Origin of the sequence: Bacillus paramobilis, from assembly GCF_038096195.1 — a bacterium.
Taxonomy (GTDB): domain Bacteria; phylum Bacillota; class Bacilli; order Bacillales; family Bacillaceae_G; genus Bacillus_A; species Bacillus_A mobilis.
The window spans coordinates 3,494,950-3,516,480 of the sequence record NZ_CP151108.1; the positions used below are offsets into that span (position 1 = coordinate 3,494,950).

19 protein-coding genes, 1 pseudogene and 2 other annotated features are annotated in these 21,531 nt (G+C 36.2%); of the genes and pseudogenes, 4 read left to right on the plus strand and 16 right to left on the minus strand.

Going from position 1 to position 21,531, the window contains the following annotated elements; genetic code table 11:
- Positions 1 to 48: 48 nt before the first annotated feature.
- The 3 genes and pseudogenes from AABL52_RS17825 to AABL52_RS17835 all read right to left on the minus strand — a co-directional run bounded on the left by AABL52_RS17825 (position 49) and on the right by AABL52_RS17835 (position 3,017).
- Complete coding sequence (locus tag AABL52_RS17825) at positions 49 to 1,263, minus strand: multidrug efflux MFS transporter (protein ID WP_341518094.1); 1,215 nt, start codon at positions 1,261 to 1,263, stop codon at positions 49 to 51.
- Positions 1,264 to 1,431: 168 nt separating this feature from the next.
- Positions 1,432 to 2,282: pseudogene (locus tag AABL52_RS17830) on the minus strand (GNAT family N-acetyltransferase).
- Between the two features lie 18 nt (positions 2,283 to 2,300).
- Positions 2,301 to 3,017: a DUF554 domain-containing protein gene (locus tag AABL52_RS17835; RefSeq protein WP_000236055.1), complete on the minus strand. Its 717-nt coding sequence runs from the start codon at positions 3,015 to 3,017 to the stop codon at positions 2,301 to 2,303.
- A 216-nt stretch (positions 3,018 to 3,233) separates the two neighbouring features.
- On the opposite strand from AABL52_RS17835, the gene AABL52_RS17840 reads away from it, so the two are divergent.
- Together AABL52_RS17840 and AABL52_RS17845 are read left to right on the plus strand one after the other, a co-directional pair.
- Positions 3,234 to 4,337: a CapA family protein gene (locus AABL52_RS17840; protein ID WP_341518095.1), complete on the plus strand. Its 1,104-nt coding sequence runs from the start codon at positions 3,234 to 3,236 to the stop codon at positions 4,335 to 4,337.
- Between the two features lie 52 nt (positions 4,338 to 4,389).
- Complete coding sequence (locus tag AABL52_RS17845) at positions 4,390 to 4,617, plus strand: hypothetical protein (protein ID WP_000910220.1); 228 nt, start codon at positions 4,390 to 4,392, stop codon at positions 4,615 to 4,617.
- Between the two features lie 90 nt (positions 4,618 to 4,707).
- Here AABL52_RS17845 and ilvA read toward each other — a convergent pair whose 3' ends face one another.
- The 6 genes from ilvA to ilvE are packed head-to-tail and all read right to left on the minus strand — an operon-like array spanning position 4,708 to position 11,605.
- Positions 4,708 to 5,970: a threonine ammonia-lyase IlvA gene (ilvA, locus tag AABL52_RS17850; RefSeq protein ID WP_341518096.1), complete on the minus strand. Its 1,263-nt coding sequence runs from the start codon at positions 5,968 to 5,970 to the stop codon at positions 4,708 to 4,710.
- Positions 5,971 to 6,001: 31 nt separating this feature from the next.
- Positions 6,002 to 7,675, minus strand: a complete 1,674-nt coding sequence (gene ilvD, locus AABL52_RS17855; protein WP_063263766.1) for a dihydroxy-acid dehydratase — start codon at positions 7,673 to 7,675, stop codon at positions 6,002 to 6,004.
- A 46-nt stretch (positions 7,676 to 7,721) separates the two neighbouring features.
- Positions 7,722 to 8,729, minus strand: coding sequence for a ketol-acid reductoisomerase (gene ilvC / locus AABL52_RS17860; protein ID WP_341518097.1), 1,008 nt, complete (start codon positions 8,727 to 8,729; stop codon positions 7,722 to 7,724).
- A gap of 14 nt (positions 8,730 to 8,743) precedes the next feature.
- Entirely contained in the window at positions 8,744 to 8,974 is a 231-nt protein-coding gene (locus AABL52_RS17865; protein ID WP_341518098.1) for an ACT domain-containing protein, read from the minus strand.
- Positions 8,971 to 10,683 carry an acetolactate synthase large subunit gene (gene ilvB, locus AABL52_RS17870; protein WP_341518099.1) on the minus strand — a complete coding sequence of 571 codons (1,713 nt, stop codon included), beginning with the start codon at positions 10,681 to 10,683 and terminating at the stop codon, positions 8,971 to 8,973. The genes AABL52_RS17865 and ilvB overlap by 4 nt, the downstream gene beginning before the upstream one ends.
- A 22-nt stretch (positions 10,684 to 10,705) precedes the next feature.
- The gene (ilvE, locus tag AABL52_RS17875; RefSeq protein ID WP_000528140.1) at positions 10,706 to 11,605 is read right to left on the minus strand and encodes a branched-chain-amino-acid transaminase; all 900 of its coding nucleotides are present in this window, start codon (positions 11,603 to 11,605) and stop codon (positions 10,706 to 10,708) included.
- A gap of 152 nt (positions 11,606 to 11,757) precedes the next feature.
- Positions 11,758 to 11,998: a binding site (T-box leader), on the minus strand.
- A gap of 66 nt (positions 11,999 to 12,064) precedes the next feature.
- Positions 12,065 to 12,310, minus strand: a binding site (T-box leader).
- Positions 12,311 to 12,569: 259 nt separating this feature from the next.
- Between ilvE and AABL52_RS17880 the strand changes: the two genes are divergently transcribed.
- Entirely contained in the window at positions 12,570 to 13,328 is a 759-nt protein-coding gene (locus tag AABL52_RS17880) for an SDR family oxidoreductase (RefSeq protein WP_341518100.1), read from the plus strand.
- Positions 13,329 to 13,377: 49 nt separating this feature from the next.
- Here the strand turns inward: AABL52_RS17880 and AABL52_RS17885 are convergent, their stop codons facing one another.
- Genes AABL52_RS17885 through AABL52_RS17900 form a run of 4 tightly spaced genes read right to left on the minus strand, consistent with a single transcriptional unit; the run spans position 13,378 to position 18,484 of the window.
- On the minus strand, positions 13,378 to 14,067 hold the full coding sequence (locus tag AABL52_RS17885) for a response regulator transcription factor (RefSeq protein WP_341518101.1): 690 nt from the start codon (positions 14,065 to 14,067) through the stop codon (positions 13,378 to 13,380).
- A 15-nt stretch (positions 14,068 to 14,082) separates the two neighbouring features.
- Complete coding sequence (locus tag AABL52_RS17890) at positions 14,083 to 15,573, minus strand: sensor histidine kinase (RefSeq protein ID WP_341518102.1); 1,491 nt, start codon at positions 15,571 to 15,573, stop codon at positions 14,083 to 14,085.
- 27 nt (positions 15,574 to 15,600) lie between these two features.
- On the minus strand, positions 15,601 to 16,839 hold the full coding sequence (locus AABL52_RS17895; RefSeq protein ID WP_341518103.1) for a copper resistance CopC/CopD family protein: 1,239 nt from the start codon (positions 16,837 to 16,839) through the stop codon (positions 15,601 to 15,603).
- A gap of 16 nt (positions 16,840 to 16,855) precedes the next feature.
- Positions 16,856 to 18,484: a multicopper oxidase family protein gene (locus tag AABL52_RS17900; protein ID WP_341518104.1), complete on the minus strand. Its 1,629-nt coding sequence runs from the start codon at positions 18,482 to 18,484 to the stop codon at positions 16,856 to 16,858.
- 247 nt (positions 18,485 to 18,731) lie between these two features.
- On the opposite strand from AABL52_RS17900, the gene msrA reads away from it, so the two are divergent.
- Positions 18,732 to 19,268 carry a peptide-methionine (S)-S-oxide reductase MsrA gene (gene msrA, locus AABL52_RS17905; protein WP_199712825.1) on the plus strand — a complete coding sequence of 179 codons (537 nt, stop codon included), beginning with the start codon at positions 18,732 to 18,734 and terminating at the stop codon, positions 19,266 to 19,268.
- Positions 19,269 to 19,436: 168 nt separating this feature from the next.
- Here the strand turns inward: msrA and AABL52_RS17910 are convergent, their stop codons facing one another.
- From AABL52_RS17910 to AABL52_RS17920, 3 genes are all read right to left on the minus strand, one after another.
- Positions 19,437 to 19,637, minus strand: a complete 201-nt coding sequence (locus tag AABL52_RS17910) for a hypothetical protein (protein ID WP_097843468.1) — start codon at positions 19,635 to 19,637, stop codon at positions 19,437 to 19,439.
- 187 nt (positions 19,638 to 19,824) lie between these two features.
- Positions 19,825 to 20,721, minus strand: coding sequence for an RCC1 domain-containing protein (locus AABL52_RS17915; RefSeq protein ID WP_341518105.1), 897 nt, complete (start codon positions 20,719 to 20,721; stop codon positions 19,825 to 19,827).
- Positions 20,722 to 20,885: 164 nt separating this feature from the next.
- The gene (locus tag AABL52_RS17920) at positions 20,886 to 21,527 is read right to left on the minus strand and encodes a FusB/FusC family EF-G-binding protein (RefSeq protein ID WP_000387070.1); all 642 of its coding nucleotides are present in this window, start codon (positions 21,525 to 21,527) and stop codon (positions 20,886 to 20,888) included.
- Positions 21,528 to 21,531: the final 4 nt, after the last annotated feature.

Here is a 21,531-nt window from a genome sequence, read left to right on the forward strand (position 1 = left end):
AGGATGAAGCAATCGTTGCTTCATCCTTTTCCTTTTTTATTCACTTAGTTAACTAACTTCCAAATGTCGTTTCTCTGATACCTCTTCGTTCTTATTATGAAAATAAACCCAAATGCACGCAATAAATAGTAATGATGAAGTAGAGAAGAAAACATATTGGAAGCCCGCATGTGCTGCAATTTGTCCACCAAGTACTGGTCCAATCATATTCCCTAGAAACTGAAACGATTGATTATATCCAAATATTCGTCCCGTTACATGGGTTGGTGTATGTTGTTTTAGTAGAGTTTGTACGGAAGGTAATAATCCTGCTTGTGCGATACCTAATAAAAACCGAAGAATTAATAGTTGCCAAGCTGAGGTTACAAATGCTTGCGGGATAAAAATAATTCCTGCAGCAAACAACGCTACAACTAACGTTTTTTGAGGACCGATTTGATCTGATAATCTTCCTAGTCTTGGTGCTGCCAAAATAACCGCTAACCCTGTCGCTGACATAACTGCGCCTGCAATCATTTCAATATGAGCTGTTCCTGATCCTTCTAAATTCTTTACATACAATGTAATAATGGGTTGAATTGACATGTTCGCAAGTTGAATAATAAATGTTGTTACAAATAAACTAATAATTAAATGCTTAGCTGGAACCATCGTCCATACTTTTTTCGGTTGTACTTTTTTGGCTTGAGCGGAGTGATTTTCTTCATGTAGGAAGAAAAAAACGATGAGAAAAGAAAGGAATAAAAAAGCTCCTGTAACAAGAAAAACATGGCGCATTCCAATTAACTCAGACAAATATCCTCCAAGTAATGGACCGAGTAAAGAACCGCTCACTCCACCAGTTGAAATTGTAGAAATTGCCCAACCTGAATGCTCTTTCGGAGTTTCTGCCGCAATGAATGTCATCGCTGTTGAAAGGAAACCAGATACTGCTCCCATCAAAAATCTTAGTGCGACTAGTTGATACACATCCGTGACAAATCCCATAAGCGTCATAATAATCGCCATACCAAGGCTCGCACGAATCAGCATCAATTTCCGTCCATGTATATCACCAAGCTTTCCCCATATTGGTGATACGATCGCACCCATTAAAAATGTTACACCAAATGCAAGTCCCGACCACTGTGCAATACTTGAAGTGCCAGTTACTCCTAATTCCTCAATATAAAAAGATAAAAAAGGAATTACTAAACTCATACCGGCTGCAGTGGTAAAACAACCTAGCCAACAAATCATCAAATTTCGTTTCCAGCTGGCCATTTTCACACCTTCTTTCTTTAGATACCCATTCTACACCCTTTCTTCTAAAAAGTTTAGTAATTTGCTTTATTTGTAAGATTTACTACAAAACCCGCTATTTTCTAGTAAAAATCACTACATTTCCACATTGTTTTCATAATAAAACCAACTCCACCTAAATGAAGTTGGTTAATTATCCATTATTGGTATTAAACGCGCATTACAACATCGCTCATAAAACTCACCGGACCTGCTTGTCCAATAATTGCGTATTCATATCCATCTTGCTTCATACTATGTAAACAGCGATGTAACAATTGCCTCCCTACACCTTTCACACGATTTTGTTTTGCTGTACCCATTGGACCAAACAATCCTTTCTTTCCTCTCACTACATCATAACAAGCAAAACCTACTATCACTTCTTCTCTTTCTGCTATGTAAATAGGTACATTTTCTTTATATGTACGAAATCCATATTCTATTGAACGTAACCAACGTTCACCAAATTCCTCATTAACAAAACTTGCTAATTTTTCAAAATCAGAAAGGTTAGCCTTTCTAATAGTACAAGGTATATCTTCATAAGTAGGAACAAAACATTTTAGATCAACCGCTAAATCTCTTGGCTCAGCTATAATACGTAATATATCTTTTTGTATTTGTGCATTTCCAATAAACGTATCCGCGCGAAATAGCGCATCTATAACATGCCCTTCATTTATTATTACTTGCCGAAAACGCTCCATACGTTTCTTCGCTATTTGTAAAATTTCTAGCACCTTATAAGATACCTTATATTGTCCTATTTTTTCATACTCTTGATCCATCAAATCATCTTGTTTTCGTAATGAAAGTTTTTCTAAAAAATCCGTACCCACGTTACGAAACAAATACATATGCAACTCGCTACATACTCCCGTACCTTCTTTACACATGCCGATAAACAGATGAGTTGGTTGAATAATATTACTTTCTGCCTCTTCTGCTGCAATATGCATTATGTTATGAACACGTTTCGTAAATTGAAATTCCTCCATATGTATCTCCACCCCCTATTACTTTACTATTAAACCGTAACCGTAAATAAGTGAAACAATTATACCAACTACCAATATACCTGGCAGTAAATTTGCCACCTTAATTTTAATAATACCAAGTAAATTCAATCCAATAGCGGCTATCATAATACCACCTGTCGCTGTCATTTCCACTATAAATTGATTCATTAATGCTTTCGGGACCAAACTATTAATTTGTGTTGCAAAAACAGCAATACCGCCTTCGTATAAAATAACTGGAATTGCTGAAAACACTACACCAATTCCTAAAGTTGTCGTTAATATAATAGAAATAAATCCATCGATAATCGCCTTTGTAAATAAAATATCATGATTTCCGCGAATCCCGCTGTCGAGTGCACCAAGTATCCCCATCGCACCAATGGCAAAAATTAAAGTAGCTGTTACAAAGCCTTCTGATATGCTTCCTTTCCCTTTCGATCCAACTTTATTTTCTAGCCAATCTCCTAACTGTTTTAACTTTCCCTCTAATTGTAGCCATTCCCCGATGACGGTACCAATTACAAGACTTAGTATAACAACAAGGAAATTTTCACTTTTCAATGCCATTTGAAGTCCAAGCACAGTAACCGCTAAACCGATTGCATGCATAATTGTTCCCTTCATGCTTTCTGGAATTCTACTACATAATTTACCTAGTAAAGTACCAAATATTATACAAACCCCATTTACAACTGCTCCTAATATAACCATTTCTCATTCTTCACCCTTCGAATTCTTTATTTCTATATTTTGGTTTATTCATTGATTTACAGGTTATCTATATGTTAACTTAATATTGAGAATATTAACAAATGTTTTTCACTACATAAACCGCAATTTTTTGTAGTTATACATAAAGTGAAACTTTAACTAGCGCGAGTTTTACTGCCTACAAATTGCGGTATAAACTCAAAAGGGAAGGTATTTATGAAAACTTTACTAAAACGATTTCTGTTAATAGCCTTTTGCATTACACCAATTGTTTTATTAGTTAACTACTCTTTTACTTCAAAAGCGAAAGACAAATCCGATTGGCAAAACAAATCTAGTAAAACCGCTTCCACAAATGAAAAGAAAATAGAAGACCCGGAAATCACACTCACCTTTTCTGGTGATACAATGTTCGATTGGCAATTACGTCCTGTAATCGAAAAAAACGGGGCTGATTATCCATTCCAGCATGTAAAAGAAGAAATAACAAAGGCTGATATTTCTTTCGTTAATTTAGAGTCAGCATTTACAACAAGAGAAAAGAAGGCTCCTGGACAACTATTTTGGATTAAAAGTGATCCATCCACACTACAAGCGATAAAAAACAATGGATATGACATCGTAAATATCGGAAATAACCATACACTTGATTATGGGCAAGATGGATTATTAGACACGATTTCTCACGTAGAAAAATTAAAGTTCCCTTACATTGGAGCCGGAAAAAATGTAAAAGATGCATATACAGCACGTGAAATGACTGTAAAAGGGAAAAAGTTCAAATTTCTTTCATTCGTCCGATTTATGCCTGATACGAATTGGGTAGCTGGTGACAATAAACCTGGTGTTGCGAACGGATATGATTTAAATCTCGTAACAAAAACAATTAAAGAACAAAAGCAAGATGCAGACTATTTAATTGTCTATATGCATTGGGGCGTTGAAAAATCAAATCGTCCGGTAGAATACCAAAAAAAATATGTCCCTAAAATGGTTGAAGCAGGAGCTGACGCAATTGTCGGAAGTCACCCGCATTGGTTACAAGGATTTGAGTATTATAATAAAGTTCCTATCGCTTATTCATTAGGTAACTTTTTATTCCCAAGTTATGTGAGTGGGAAAAGCGCCGAAACTGGCGTATTAACTTTAACTTTTAAAGGAAAGGATGTCCAAATGTCATTCAATCCTTACATCATTCGCAATAACCAAATCTCCCCTGTAAATGAGGACGAAAAGAAAAAAGCTCTACAATATTTACAAACAATTTCAACTGACGTAGAAATTGATGATACAGGGAACATAAAAAACAAACGAAACTAGACAACGCAAGATCTATTTCTCTGTAACATACTTTACAGAATAGGTGATGAACATGCTGAAAGACTTATTAGAAAATGTAAGTTTGTTAGAGAATATTTATAAAATATCTATAGCCGTTCTACTTTTATGTTCATTTTTTTCTGTTAGACTTCTAAAAAAAATAAAACGCGAACGAAAGCTTACTACCTTTGAATTTACTATGTATGTAATCATTCGTATTGCGATATTCTTTTGGTTAACTAGCTTTATCCTTCTTGAATATGGAAAATATATAGTTTAACTATAAAAAGATAGATACAAGTAGCTTTTCTGCTACTTGTATCTATCTTTTTTATTTCAATTACAACTGTATGCTAACTCTTTCCTTCTATTAAATAAGCAAATCAAACAAAATAGGATTTTTATTAAGCTCCATAAATTGAATATTATTTTCTTTAAAACGAGTAATTAATTGCTCATAATCCTCTTTATGTTTTAATTCTACGCCGACTAATGCTGGACCATTTTCTTTATTATGTTTCTTAATGTATTCAAAGCGAGTAATATCATCTCCTGGCCCTAATCCTTTATCTAGAAATTCTCTTAGCGCACCAGAACGCTGCGGGAATTCAATGATGAAGTAATGTTTTAGTCCTTCATAAATGAGCGAACGTTCTTTCATTTCTTGCATTCTATCAATATCATTATTTCCACCACTTAGCGTACATACAACTGTTTTACCTTTTATTTCATCTCTATATAAATCAAGCGCTGCAATAGATAGTGCACCAGCAGGCTCAGCTACAATTGCATTTTTCTTATACAGTTCTAAAATTGTCGTACAAACTTTTCCCTCTGGTACTAAAACAATGTCATCAATTACATCTTTACAAGTTTCAAATGTTAACTTTCCTACCTTTTTAACAGCTGCCCCATCAACAAAACTATCTATTTTCTCTAATGCGATATTTTCATTTTGAAGAAAAGCCTCTTTCATAGATGCAGCTCCCATTGGCTCTACACCAATGACCTTTGTAGCAGGACTAACACCTTTCACATATGTACCAACACCTGATGCTAATCCACCACCGCCGATTGCTGTAAAAATAAAGTCAACCGATTTCTCCATATCATGCATAATTTCAACTGCCACTGTTCCTTGACCAGCAATAACATACGGATCATCAAACGGATGAACAAACGTCATTCTATTTTCCTCACAATAGCGCTGTGCTTCTTGGAACGAGCTATCAAATGTATCACCAACTAATACAATCTCCGCAAAATCACCACCGAAAAATTGTACTTGCGATACTTTTTGTTTAGGTGTCGTTGTTGGCATGAAGATTTTTGCCGGAATCTTCAATAAATTACACGTATAAGCAACTCCTTGTGCATGATTGCCAGCACTTGCACAAACAACGCCGTTTTGTAATTGTTCTGCCGATAAACTTTGAATCAAATTGTACGCACCACGAATTTTAAAAGAGCGAATCAATTGTAAGTCTTCTCTTTTTACATAAACGTCACAATCATATTTCTCAGATAAAACTGTATCACGTTGTAACGGTGTTTTAATAACGATATCTTTCATGCAATTATGAGCCATTAAGATATCTTCAATTTTCACTCTCTCCTTTACCTTCTGCACCATCTCATATCATCCTTATCTCTTTTAAATTGGCTCAATCGAAATTCGGGATTTTTAGGACTGCACCTGTATTCGCCGATGTTACCATTTGTGCATAACGTCCAAGCCAACCAGTTTTCACTTTCGGTTCTGGTCGTTTCCACTCTTTTTTACGCTGATCTAATTCTTCATCACTAACTCTTACTTCTAACAATCTCTCCTCAACATCGATACAAACGATATCCCCTTGTTTAAGAAGTGCAATCGTTCCGCCCGCAGCCGCTTCGGGTGAAATATGCCCTACCGAAATACCACGTGAAGCACCCGAGAAACGTCCATCCGTTAATAGCGCAACATCTGCACCTAATCCCATACCAGCAATCGCTGACGTTGGTGCTAACATCTCCGGCATACCAGGACCACCTCTTGGTCCTTCATAACGAATAACAACTACATCGCCTTTCTTAACTTTCCCAAGCATAATGCCCGCAAGCGCCTCATCTTGTGAATTAAAAATAACACAAGGTCCTTCAAATCGTTTTACTTCGGTCGCTCCGCTTTTAATAACTGCCCCATCTTTCGCAAGGTTTCCTTTTAATATACGTAATCCCCCTTCTTCACTATGAGGGTTTTCGAGAGAATGAATTACTTCCTTATCTTTAATCTCTGCATGAGCAATATTTTCTCTTAACGTTTGCCCAGTAGCAGTAATACGATCTAAATGAAGCACACCTTCTTTTCGGCTCATCTCTTTCAAAATAGCACTAATCCCGCCCGCTCGATCAATATCTTCCATATGCCAATTGGAAGCAGGGCTTACTTTACATAAATGTGGTACACGTCTTGAAACGGCATCAATACGGTTCATATCGTAATCTAATCCAGCCTCTTGCGCGAGCGCCAATGTGTGCAACACTGTATTTGTTGAACCGCCCATCGCCATATCAAGTGCGAACGCATCATCAATTGCTTCTTCTGTTACAATGTCTCTTGGTTTAATATCTTTTTCAATTAAAATCTTTAATTTCTCTGCTGCTTGTTTAATTAATTCTTCGCGTCTTGGATCGATGGCTAAAATACTTCCGTTACCAGGCAGAGCTAAACCTAACACTTCACATAAACAGTTCATAGAGTTCGCTGTAAACATACCGGAACAAGAACCACAAGATGGACAGCCATGATCTTCAATATCCTTTAATTCTTCTTCTGAAATTTTACCAGATTGATAAGCTCCTACCCCTTCGAAAACAGAACTTAAATCGACAACGTCTCCTTTAGATGTTTTTCCAGCCGCCATCGGACCACCTGAAACAAATACAGTTGGAATGTTAATACGAAGTGCAGCCATCATCATACCAGGTGTGATTTTGTCACAGTTTGGAATACAAATCATGCCATCAAACCAATGTGCATTTACAACCGTTTCTACTGAATCTGCAATGATTTCACGACTCGGAAGCGAATAACGCATACCGATATGCCCCATCGCAATACCGTCATCTACTCCAATTGTATTAAATTCAAATGGAACCATACCTGCTGCACGCACTGCTTCTTTAACAAGTTTCCCAAACTCATTTAAGTGCTTATGTCCTGGAATAATTTCAATAAAAGAATTACAGATAGCTATAAACGGTTTATCAAAATCTTCATCTTTCAAACCAGTTGCTTTTAATAAACTACGGTGCGGCGCTTTATCAAAACCTTTTTTAATCATGTCACTTCTCATCTTGTCAAATCCCCTCTTACGTATTTTTCACTTACTATCACTTACTCTATTTCTTTACTAATTCTTTCGGTGCATGAATCCAGCTCATCATTTCACGAAGCTCTGCCCCTACTTTTTCTAACTGATGATTTTGCTCTGCTTTTTTCATCGCATTATATGTTGGACGCCCAGCTTGATTTTCTAAAATCCATTTCTTCGCGAATTCACCTTGCTGAATTTCTGTAAGTACTCGTTTCATTTCTTTCTTCGTTTCATCTGTAACAATTCTCGATCCTGTTACATAATCTCCGAACTCAGCCGTATCTGAAATAGAATGGCGCATGTTCGTTAAACCACCTTCGTACATTAAATCAACAATTAACTTTAATTCATGTAAACATTCAAAGTATGCAATTTCAGGACGATATCCGCCTTCTGTTAATGTTTCAAAACCAGCTTTCACAAGTGCCGTTACCCCGCCGCAAAGCACTGCTTGCTCTCCGAATAAATCTGTCTCCGTTTCTTCTTGGAATGTCGTTTCAATTACACCTGCACGTGTACAACCTACACCTTTTGCATACGCAAGCGCTACACTTAATGCCGTTCCCGTAGCATCTTGATGTACTGCAACTAATGCTGGAACACCATTTCCTTCTTCGAATACACGACGAACGAGATGACCTGGACTTTTTGGTGCGACCATCGCTACATCTACGTAACTTGGCGGATTAATTTGTCCGAAGTGAATATTAAATCCATGTGAGAAAAGTAACATTTGCCCTTCACGGAGATTCTCTTCTACTTCTGCTTTATACACATGTGCTTGCTGTTCATCTGGCAATAACATTTGTACAACTTGCGCGGTTCGAACCGCTTCTGAAACAGACATTACTTCAAACCCATCTGCTTTTGCTACTTCAAAAGACTTACCATGGCGAACACCAACTACAACTTCCACACCAGAATCATGTAAATTTTGTGCCTGCGCATGACCTTGAGATCCATAACCAATTACCGCAACTGTTTTCCCTTGTAATAATTCTAACTTTGCATCTTTCTCATAATACGTTTTCATATTCCATACACTCCTTATAATTTATTTACTTGTAGTACATCAATTAATTTTTTCAACTGACCAACAAGTAATGTCGCTTCATTTTCAGTACAAACTGCTGTGAGTTTCATTTCAGAAACACCACTAGTATCTCTTTCGTCTAAATGTAAAGAAGAAATATAATAACCACGCCGAGCAAAAATTCCACTTATACGTAATAAGACGGTTGGCTCGTTATGAATAACGAGTGAAAAAGTATGACTCATTCTTCCCACCTCTTCATAATCATTTCGTTATTCCCTTTGTTTGGCGGAACCATCGGAAATACGTTTTCACCTTCTTCTACACAAAAATCAACTACGACAGGACCGTCATGAGCAATTGCTTCTAACATCACTTGTTTCGCCTCGGTTGAATTCGTCGCTCTTAATCCCTTCACTCCATAAGCTTCTGCCACTTTCACAAAATCTGGCGATCCGATTTTTGACTCTGATAAACGATTTTCATAAAACATTTCTTGCCATTGCCTTACCATCCCTAAAAATTTGTTATTTATAATAAATACTTTTACAGGAATATTATTTTCAGCAATTGTTTGTAGTTCTTGAATGTTCATTTGAAAAGAAGCATCGCCTGCAATACAAATGACGAGTTCTTCTTCTTTTGCAAGCTGAGCACCAATTGCTGCCGGGAAACCAAACCCCATCGTTCCTAGTCCGCCAGATGTTAGAAAAGTCCGTGGATTTTTCGCTTTATAAAAATGCGCAGCCCACATTTGATGCTGTCCGACTTCTGTCGTAACAATCGCTTCACCATTCGTTACTTCACTTACTATGCTAATAACATGTTGTGGTTTTAACTCACTTTCTTTTTGATTGTAGGAAAGAGGGTATTCAGCTTTCCATTCCTCGATTTTCGTAAGCCATTCTTTTGTTTGTGTACAAATTTGCATATGTAACAGCTTGTGTAACGCTTTTTTTACATCACCGACAACCGGATATTCCACAGTTACATTTTTATGAAACTCTGAAGAATCTATATCAATATGTACCTTTTTCGAATGCGGAGAAAAGAGTTCTAATTTTCCTGTTACACGATCATCAAAACGAACACCTAAAGCAAGTAGTAGATCACATTCTGTTACTGCCATGTTTGCAGCATACGTTCCATGCATGCCGAGCATTCCTAAAAATAACGAATCTCCCGGCGGATATGCACCAAGTCCCATTAAAGTGGAAACGACAGGAATACAATTTTCCCTCGCAAACTGAATAAGTTCATCAGAACCACCCGAATGAATGATCCCTCCTCCAATATAAAGAAGTGGACGTTTTGCTTCGGAAATTGCTTTAGCTACCTCTCTAAGCTTCCTACTGTCTGGCATAGGCTCTAGTTTATATCCTGGAATCTCAATTACTTCATTATAAAAACTTGTTACCTTTTCATTTTGAACATCTTTTGGAATATCAATTAATACTGGTCCTGGTCGCCCGCTTTCGGCGATGTAAAAAGCCTCTTGTACAATACGTGATAAATGATTCACATCACGAACTTGATAATTATGCTTCGTAACAGGTACTGTAATCCCGACAACATCTGCTTCTTGAAATCCGTCTTTTCCGATGAGAGGTTTTGCAACTTGCCCTGTAATAACAACTAAAGGAATCGAATCCATATAAGCATCTGCTAAACCCGTAACTAAATTTGTCGCCCCTGGTCCAGAGGTAGCAAAGACTACCCCGACCTTTCCAGAAGCTCTCGCATATCCTTCTGCCGCATGAATGGCAGCTTGTTCATGACGAGTTAAAACGTGCTTCAAACCACTTCCGTATAACGCATCGTACACTGGCAAAATCGCTCCGCCCGGATAACCGAAAACAGTCGTTACACCTAATTTTTTCAAACATTGAATAACGTGCCCCGCTCCTGTTACATCTTCACACTGTAATTTCTCACGTGCTGTATGCTGCTCCATTTTAATTTACTCCTCTCCCTATCTACAGTAAGCTCTCCGCCAGCCCTGGAACACGTACTCCTCTTTCTCTCGTTAACTTTTTAAATTCCTCTGTCAATTGTTTCGTTACACTTCCTGGTTTCCCATCTCCAATTTCTCTTGAATCAACTTTCACAACCGGAATTAATTCTGCTGCCGTTCCCGTTAAAAATACTTCATCTGCTACATATACGTCATGGCGAGTAAACGGTCTTTCCTCACACCGAATATTAAGTCGCTCACATAACTCAATCACACTATTTCTCGTAATACCTTCTAGCGCTCCTAAATAAGAAGGAGGTGTTAACACTTTTCCATCTTTCACAACGAAAACATTATCTCCAGATCCTTCACAAACATATCCTTGTTGATTTAACATAAGTGCTTCTAGCACTCCAGCTTGTGCCGCTTCAATTTTTACAAGTACGTTATTTAAGTAGTTCATTGACTTAATACGTGGATCTAATGCATCTGGCGTGTTACGTCTTGATGCAACAGATACAACGCTTAATCCATTATCGTAAAATTCCTGAGGGAATAACTTTAATTGTTCTGCAATGATAATAACGCTCGGTTTCACACAACTTCTCGGATCGAGCCCTAAGTCACCTTTTCCTCTTGAAACAATTAACCGAATGTAAGCATCCGCATACTCATTTTTTTGCAATGTTTGTAAAACTGCTTCTTCCATTTCTTCAACCGTCAGCGGGATTGTAAGTAAAATAGATTTTGCCGATTCATATAATCGTTTTACATGTTCTTTTAAACAAAATACATTTCCACCGTAACTACGAATCCCTTCAAATACACCGTCTCCGTATAAAAAACCGTGATCATATACTGAAACAACTGCCTTTTCTTTTTCTACAAATTCCCCATTCATATAAATGTACTGGTTTCCCATCTCACATCGCTCCTCTTTTTTTCTCTCTATTTTTGCAACCTATTTCTATATCGATTGCTGAGATGAGTATTTTTAACAGAATATTCAGTATATAGATCTTAAAAATATACTCGTCTCAACAATCGATTACATACATACTTGTAGCAATCCATTGCTGAGACGAGGGAATCGTGGTACCACTCAGCTTCCTTACACTTCTCACGAAATATAAGCTCTGCAAGTCCAATTAGACTTTTTGTTTTTCTATCGGAAACAACTCCGCTACTTTTTACTAGTTTTCAAAAGTAGTGCTCCGTGGTGATCTTCAATGATGAAATTGTTACTACCCTCACAGCTTGTAGGCAGCTCTCTGAAACAATTTTTATCATTTACTCTCCGCTTCTACGCATTCTCTTATTTTATTTTTAAAATAAAAACTCTCGCCTCAGCAATCAACTACTACAATTTAGTAGCTTTGATTGCTGAGGCGAGAGTTTCGCGGTACCACTCAGCTTCCTTATATTTCTCACGAAATATAAGCTTTGCAGGTCCAATTAGACCCCCGTCCTTTTACCGGAGACGATGCCGTCGCCCTCTACTCAGTTTCCCTTTCGCAAGCGATGCTCCGAGGTGATCTTCAATGATTCGATTGTTACTACTCTCACAGCCTAGGAGCAGCTCTCTGAAACGATCATAACCATCTACTTTCCTCTTCTTTGCATATACAACATATAAAGTTAGAAAATTCTTAATTCACTTTTATTTGTTAAACGTATTATAGGACGTTGTTCTTTTCGTTGTCAACATGTTTTTCTAAAAAAAATAAAATTCAATCAATTTAAAGGAAGTCTATTTATTTTTTCTCAAAACAAAATCGGAATGAACTTCTTACACATACTCATATATTACTTAAGTATGTTCACATTACTACATAAAGAAAAACAACTTAATAACATATAAAATTTTATGAGGAGATGAGAAAACTATGTTAAAAGGAAAAGTGGCATTAGTTACAGGAGCAAGCCGAGGAATTGGACGTGCTATTGCAAAACGTTTAGCAAACGACGGTGCATTAGTTGCTATTCATTACGGAAATCGAAAAGAAGATGCTGAGGAAACTGTTTATGAAATTCGATCAAATGGCGGATCTGCCTTTTCTATCGGTGCAAACCTTGAATCTTTACATGGTGTAGAAACCCTTTATAGTTCTTTAGATAACGAATTACAAAAAAGAACTGGTGGTACTAAATTTGATATTTTAATAAACAACGCTGGAATTGGTCCTGGTGCTTTTATTGAAGAAACGACTGAACAATTTTTTGATAGAATGGTTTCAGTAAATGCAAAAGCACCATTCTTTATCATTCAACAAGCTCTATCTCGTTTACGTGACAATAGCCGAATTATTAACATTTCATCCGCTGCCACTCGTATTTCATTACCTGATTTCGTTGCATATAGTATGACGAAAGGCGCTATTAATACAATGACTTTCACACTAGCAAAACAGCTCGGAGCACGGGGAATAACAGTGAATGCAATACTTCCTGGATTTATTAAAACCGATATGAATGCAGAACTCTTGAGCGACCCAATGATGAAACAGTATGCCACTACTATTTCCGCCTTCAATCGCTTAGGTGAAGTAGAAGACATTGCCGATACTGTTGCATTTCTTGCTTCTCCAGACAGCCGTTGGGTTACTGGACAATTAATTGATGTGAGCGGAGGGTCTTGTTTGTAATTTCTTAATCTATTTACGCAAAAAAGGCCAGCATTTTTGCTGGTCTTTTTCACTGTGTAAAACGATAACCTACTCCCCAAATTGTCTCGATATATGATTTATCGAATGGATCGAGTTCAATTTTGTGACGAATATTTTTCACATGTACAGCAACCGTTGCTGCATCACCAATTACATCCATCCCCCATACAGTTTCAAAGAGACGATCTTTACTAAATACTTGATTTGGATGTTCTGCCATACAAGTTAATAAATCAAATTCTTTTCCTGTTAGCATGACCTCAGTTCCATTTACAAATACACGTCGGGCCGATTTATCAATAAGCAATCCTCGAATACGAATTTCATCTTTTATTTGTTCTCGTTTTCCTGTTAAACGATCATAACGAGCTAGATGAGCATTTACACGTGCCACCATTTCACTCGGGCTAAACGGTTTTATAATATAATCATCTGCTCCAAAACCTAACCCTTTAATTTTATCGATTTCCTCTTGTTTTGCGGACACCATAAGTATTGGTATGTCCTTTTTCAATCGAACTTGTTTACAAATTTCATATCCGTCTATTCCTGGTAACATTATGTCTAAAATTAACAAGTCATAATCTTTCAGAAGAACTCTTTGTAAACCTTTTTCGCCAGAATAATCAATATCTACTGTATACCCAGCAACCTCTAAATAATCCTTTTCTAACTCTGCTATAATAGCTTCATCTTCAATAATTAAAATTCTTTTCAAGATGCTCTCCTTTTTCTAATTGATTTTTTGTAATGTAAATGCCAGTGTCGTTCCTTTACCTTTTTTGCTTTCTACCCAAATATCACCACCATGTTGTGTGATAATCTGATGTGCAATTGACAAACCAAGTCCACTTCCACCTGTTTTAGAATTTCTAGAATGATCTGCACGATAAAACCTTTCAAATATATGAGGCAACGCCTTCTCTTCTATCCCTACCCCATTATCTTTTATGTAAATCGTTACATAATCAATAGATTCAGTCATGCGAATTCCTATATATCTTTCTTCTTTATCCATATACTTCACACTATTCCAAATGATATTTGTAATAACACGACGTAATTTTTCACGATCACCTTTTACCAAAATAGAAGTATCCTTTTGAGCATCCCATCTCACTGCAATTCCCTTATCCTGTAATTCAAGCTGTAGTTCTTCTATACAATCAGATAAGTATTGATTAATTTCAACCTCTTCAAATTGAAACGGTTCCTCTTTTAAATCAAGTTTTGAAAAGAGAAAAAGCTCGTCAATTAATTGATCCATATCAAACACTTTATGATAAATAATCGTTAAATATTTATCTAATTGTTCTGGAGTTCGAGCGATACCTTCTTTAATTCCTTGTACATAACCTTTAATAGCCGTTATTGGCGTCCGTAAATCATGAGAAATATTTGAAAGCAACTCTTTACGATTTTTTTCATATTCCATTTGCAACTCGACCGATTCCTTCAACCTGCCACGCATCTCTTCAAACGATAAACTTAATTCACCTATTTCATCTTTCGCAAGTGGCTTTACTTGAAAATCTAAGTCACCCTTTTGAATTCTTTCCGTTGCCTGCTTTAATGAATGCAATGGTTTAATAATACTCCGTGATATAAAATATGTTAATATTCCATTCGTAATAATTAGCCCAAGTATTAAAGAGAATACGAAATATGGGAAAAATTCTCTAATCATTTCTTCTAAAGGATTTACATACTCAAATACAAAAATACTAACCTTATCCTTCTCTTCATCGTAGTAATCAAATTGCTTATAGTAAAAAGAATTACCCTCTATTTTCACATCCATTCCCTTTCTTTGTCCCTCCGTTTCAAATGCGGGTAGGTATTTATCAAACGAAGAGATTTTAAAATATGGGGATGAATATGTAAGCTCATCATTTTTTCGAATTAGTAATCCTGCTTGATTATCGTTTAATTCTTTATCAGTTTCCTTTAAAAAATTTATATCCTCCAATTTATCTGGAGCATACGATGAAAGAATTTTCAACCTACTAAAAATATCATCTTCATCTTCTTTTGTACGAATAGCTCCCTCCTGTTCTTTATCAATGAGAGAATGACTATTTTGATTAAGACCAATAATTGCTTTTGCAATACGAATATCACCAAATAAAGTAACACTAATTAACATAACTGCTATACCGCAAAAAACGATTGGAATAATTACCATCGCAACATACGACAACAGCAATCTAATACGGATTGACATTACAGAACTCCTATGAACATTATAATTTTAGCTTGTTACAGAATTCACCGGAAACGAAACTTGACTCATCCAAATACCAGCTAATAATACGAGTATAGCTAGAACAATTTCTAAGAGCAATAAACGGCGATTAACTGTTCCAATATCGTTATCCCATGTTTTCGTTTGTCTCCATGCTACAATTGTAATTATACATACAGTAAAAATCTTTATATTTAAAAGGTTCGTCCATATTGAATTAAAATTAAAAAGTACCCAATTCCTTGTCTGTAAAAACACAATTAATTCCCCAGAAAGAAATGCTATAATAAATGAAATACCAGCAATAATGCTAAAATGTTTACGAAAACGCTTTTGATCAAATGTAATTTTGTATAATGTTGTCCATGCTATAACAAGAGCTAAATAAATAAGTGCTCCTAGCCACACTGCAATACTCATAACATGGACCATTCTAATTATAATTGCTGCCCAATTTGGATTCGTAATCCATACATGACCTGTGAAAGAAAAACTTGCAACAAGAAATCCCCAAACTAGCGCATACCATTCGTTCCCCATATGCTGTAAAGACATAAGAACTAATAATAGCAGTTGAATCATAATAATAACTGAAAATGGCGAATGAATAAGTAAACTTCCCTTCGGAATAACTGACTTATATACTATTAATTCGGCTATTAATCCTACTACAAGTATAGAGAAGAAAATCTTTTTCATATTCTTCATGCTTTGCAATATGGAAGGTAATCTATAACGTTTTACAAACATATCGAGCCACTTTACTCCTGCTCCAATTAAAATCATTCCCTCTACAATATAGCGTAGTGTTACTATCATAACATCTGAAAATACTGAGCCACTCGCATTTCCCTCTACCACTACATTAGTTTGTAATTCTTCTCCAATTGAAAAGGGATAGCCTCCCTCACTCGGATGTCCGTCTGCAGAAATCATAGACCACCTTACTGTGTAAGTACCATTATTTAAGTTTGGTAATTTCACTTTTATTTTTGTTGGGTTATCTAATATTTCAACCTTTGATACTTGCACTCTCTTTGCACTTGGATCTAGCAGTTCAATATTGACTACATTTCCTGTAACTGGTTCACTAAATTCAAGAATAATCTGTTCCGGTTGTACTGTAAGAACTTCGCCCTCCTTAGGAGTGGCTCCTACAACACTTGTATGAGCAAATACACTACTATGAGAAAACAAAAATATACTTACACTTGTTAAAATAAATACTATAATTCTATAAAGCATGAAAACCTCCGTATTATTATTCTGGATGATTACCTGAGTGATCTCCGGTAGAAAATGGAGTAGTTACCCCTTCATAGTTCATCATCGTATGCATTCCTTTTTCCGCATGAACAAGATGATGACAATGAACCATCCATAGTCCACTATTATTTGCCTCTAAAGCAATTTCATATTCTTCTCCCGGAAAAACATTAACTGTATCTAAGTAAATCGGACTTCCCTCCATTGGTTTACCATTTTTAGAAATAACTTGGAATGTATGTCCATGCAAATGCATTGGATGAATTTCTTCTCCCTTATTTTTAAAGCGAATCTTAACTTTATCCCCTTTCTCTACTTTAATGGGTGGAATATCAGGTGATGTCTTTCCATTAATCGTATACACCCATTTTTCTTGTCCATTTACATCTTTCACACCTTCTGCCAAATCCATATCATAGACCTTTGTAAACTTTGAATCTATCGTAAACTTGCCAACTTCTTTTTCTCCATATTTCGTAAAGTCAAACCATGGATAACTCTTTATATCAATAGGTTTTTTCGGCAAAGAACCGTTCCCAATAGTCGCCGTTAACATTCGATTCATTTTCTTAGATGGATCCACATTAATAAGTTTTACACTCGTTGTTTCCGGCATTTTAAAAACAAGGTCATAACGTTGTGCAGCTCCCATCGGAAGAATTGCTTTATCTAGCACGTCCCCACCTTTTATATCACGACCATCTAATGCAATAATTTGAAATGGCGCCCCAACTAATGTCATTAAATGCGTATTATTCCCAGCATTAATTAAGCGAAGGCGTACTGTTTCACCTGGTTTTGCATCCAATCGTAGTCCCTCACTTGTATCGTTTAATGTAAATACATCGTAATCATCTCCATCAGATAAATCTTTGAGTTGATCATTACTTGGCATCATTAACGGTCCTTCTAAAGTTTGCGCCTTTTCATTTCGAATATGATTGCTAGGATAGCTATCCCAATCTTTATCTTGTTCGCCATTATGCTTACGGGTTTGTATGGCTCCTGTTTTCCATTCATGGATCGCCACTGTATAATCCTTTTCATATTTTACAGCTGGTTTATTCGGTTCAATAACAATGGTTCCAAATAGTCCCCGCTCCGTTTGTATTGCACTTTTTTGATGTGAATGATACCAATATGTCCCCACCTGATCAGCATTAAATGCGTATGTATATGTTTCACCTGGTTTTATAGCATTTTGCGTAACACCTGGAACACCGTCTACCGCCGCAGGAACATCTAATCCGTGCCAATGGATTGTAACTGGTTCTGGCAATTCATTTTTCAAATTTACAACAATACGTTCACCTTGTTTAACTCGAATTTGAGTACCCGGTGATGTTCCATCAAAGGTCCATGCATCTACCTTTTTCCCATCTCCCAAATCTAAACTTGCTACTTTCGCCGTAACATTAAAAGTTTTTGTAACCCTTTTTTTGGCATCTGAATTAGCAAGCGATGTAATTGATTCTGTAGTAGATGTTGCATCTGTTAACTTCTTTTTTTCATTTGTACCTGGGTAATTATTTATTAAAAAATATCCAAAAATAACTAACCCTAATAGTAAGCATGCCGCAATCAATATATTTCTTAAATCGCTTTGTATAAATTCCTTTTTCATATTAGTCTCTCTTTCATTTTTTGTTGTAAACTATTAATTTCCCTACGTGGATTCATTGCCTATCACCTCACATATTCACTTCGATTTACATCATAACACTCAGAAAAAAAGAAACTTTGAAGGAATTTTAAAGACTTTATAAAGAAATATATTTCAATTTTTCTTTACTTCTAAATCTTTTTTATTGCGCAATAAAAAAGATTGTATAATACTATATAAAACATATACATTTAGGAGGATTACAACAATGTCCGAAAAAACATACGAACTCGCAACCTTCGCAGGCGGTTGCTTTTGGTGCATGGTAAAGCCATTTGATGAACTTCCTGGTATTCATAAAGTACTTTCTGGCTATGCAGGTGGTCATGTAGAAAACCCAACATATGAACAAGTAAAAGCTGGTACATCTGGTCATTTAGAAGTTGTACAAATTACATTCGATCCTTCTATTTTTCCATATGAAAAATTACTAAATTTATATTGGCCACAAATCGATCCAACTGATGATGGCGGACAATTCTTTGACCGCGGTCCCTCTTATCGCACTGCTATTTTTTATCATAACGAAACGCAAAAAGAGCTTGCTGAAAAATCAAAACAAGCTCTTGCAGAAAGCGGTATGTTTAAAGAACCAATCGTAACTGAAATTCGCCTGGCTGCACCGTTTTATGAGGCTGAAGAATACCATCAACATTTTTATAAAAAAAATCCGGAGAAATATTCTACTGAGCAAAAAGAATCTGGCCGTGAAGACTTTATAAAAGAAAATTGGCAAAAAAAATAATAAAAATGCATCGTACTTTCTTTTCAAAGTGCGATGCGTTTTTACTTTTGAAAAAAGTACCATACAATTATGAGAACAACCGCTGTTAATGTCCAAAGTATTATCTCATTTTTAGCTTTATTCTTTTTGTTAGTCATTTCAGTTTCTCCTTTTAGCTATTCAATATGTTCAAGATTTCCTCTGTTTAATCGTCCACCTTATATACGTGAATACATCCTTACATATTCTTATAACAAGACCACCAATTATTCCGATTGCAATCGACATTAATAACATCTGTCCAAAACTAAAAGAATTTGTATATGTTATGTAGAAAACAATACACACAAGTAAAATATCTGGTAAAGAAAATAAAATCTTTTTAAACAATTCTTCACCTCTCCTATGCTTTTTTTATAACTTATATCGTCTACTGTAACTTTAAAAAGTTCCATTTTGACACTCATTTTACAGAAAAAATAAGAACCTCTTTTAAAAAGGGATTCTTATCTACATATCCTATTCCATAATTACTCCTAAAATAGAATAATATTACTAATGATTTGTTGTACATTAACTATTTGCCAGGCAATCGGATGTTACGCCAGCTACCTACATCACATTGACCGTATGTATTGTCACCTACCGCTACCACGGTGCCATCTAATTTAAGACCGACCGTATGCACACAACCAGCCGCTATCGCTACAATATCGCGCCAATGCCTTACATTACATTGACCATACTCATTCCTGCCCACTGCCACCACGGTACCGTCTGATTTAAGTCCGATTGTATGATTACTTCCTGTCGCTATTGCCATAATATCTTTCCAGCTGCCTACATCGCATTGACCAAGTTTATTATTACCTACTGCCATCACTTTGCCATCCGATTTCAGACCAACAGTATGAAGATAACCTGCCGCCAACTCCACCATACCACGCCAGCCACTTACATTGCATTGGCCATATCGATTATTCCCCACCGCGGTCACTGTGCCGTCCAATTTAAGACCAACTGTATGCCAGTCACCCGCCGTGACCGCCACAATATCACGCCAGCTACTTACATCGCATTCTCCTTCTTTATTTCGCCCCACTGCTATTACCTTACCATCCGGTTTAATGCCAAGGGTACGACGCCACCCCGCCGCAACCGATACAATATTATACCAGTCGTTTACATCACATTGATCATGCTTATTCCACCCCACCGCCTCCACGGTATTATCACTTTTCAGAGCGATTGTATGAGCATTACCCGTGTTCGTCGCCATATGAACATTGCCCGCAGCGACTGCTTCAATATCACACCAGCCACTTACATTGCATTCTCCTTCTTTATTTCGCCCCACTGCTACAACCGTACCATCTGATTTAAGAGCAACTGTATGCCCCCGGCCTGCCGCTATCGTATCTTTAGGCCACCGTTTCACTTTTAACATCTCTTCTTTCAATGAAATGTAATTCATGTTTTACCTCCTTGCATATAAGCAAATGTATCCAAATAGATATTTTTATCTAATTTCATTATAAATGACCCGACTTTTTTTATAAATTTACAGCTACAAAAGAGGCCTATTATTAATTCTTTCAAAAATAAAAACCTCCAGTTTAAATACTAGAGGTTCCTTCTTTATTTCTTCAATCGTTCAATAAAATCGTTCAATTTATCAAGTGATTTCATATTCTGATTACAAGCTACACCATCTTTGCAAATATAGTTTCCCTTTTTAACGAAAGTTCCTTGTACATCACCTTTAATTTCAACTAAAAACATTCCTACTTCTTCATGCCCATGACATAATGAACAAATGCTTTTTTTATTTAAACTTTGGAACGTTCCTTGCAGACCAACAAACTTATTTTTATCATTTTTCGCTATAATAAATTTCCTGCTTGACCCTTTATCAATCCAGCTTAAATAAGATAATTCTTTCATGTTCAGTTCTTCCATATCAGGAAGTTTTAATTTTTTCGCTTTAGGAAATAATTTTTTTAATGTTTGCGCTGTAACTTCCTGAAACGGAATGACATACGGATTTATTTTCATTAAAAACGATTCTGCATCTTCTCTATTTTGAACTGTTAATACCGTATCAATTAACTCTTTTTGTTCATCCGTTAAATTCTCAAATACATGTATTATCTTTTCAATCGCAAGTGATTTTAACGCTTGAATTACACCTCTATCATTTGCCGTTGCATGCCCATTTGCTAAAATATAAGCTTGTGATTTTATAAAATTGTATTGATCACTTCTAATAAAAGCTTCCATCTTT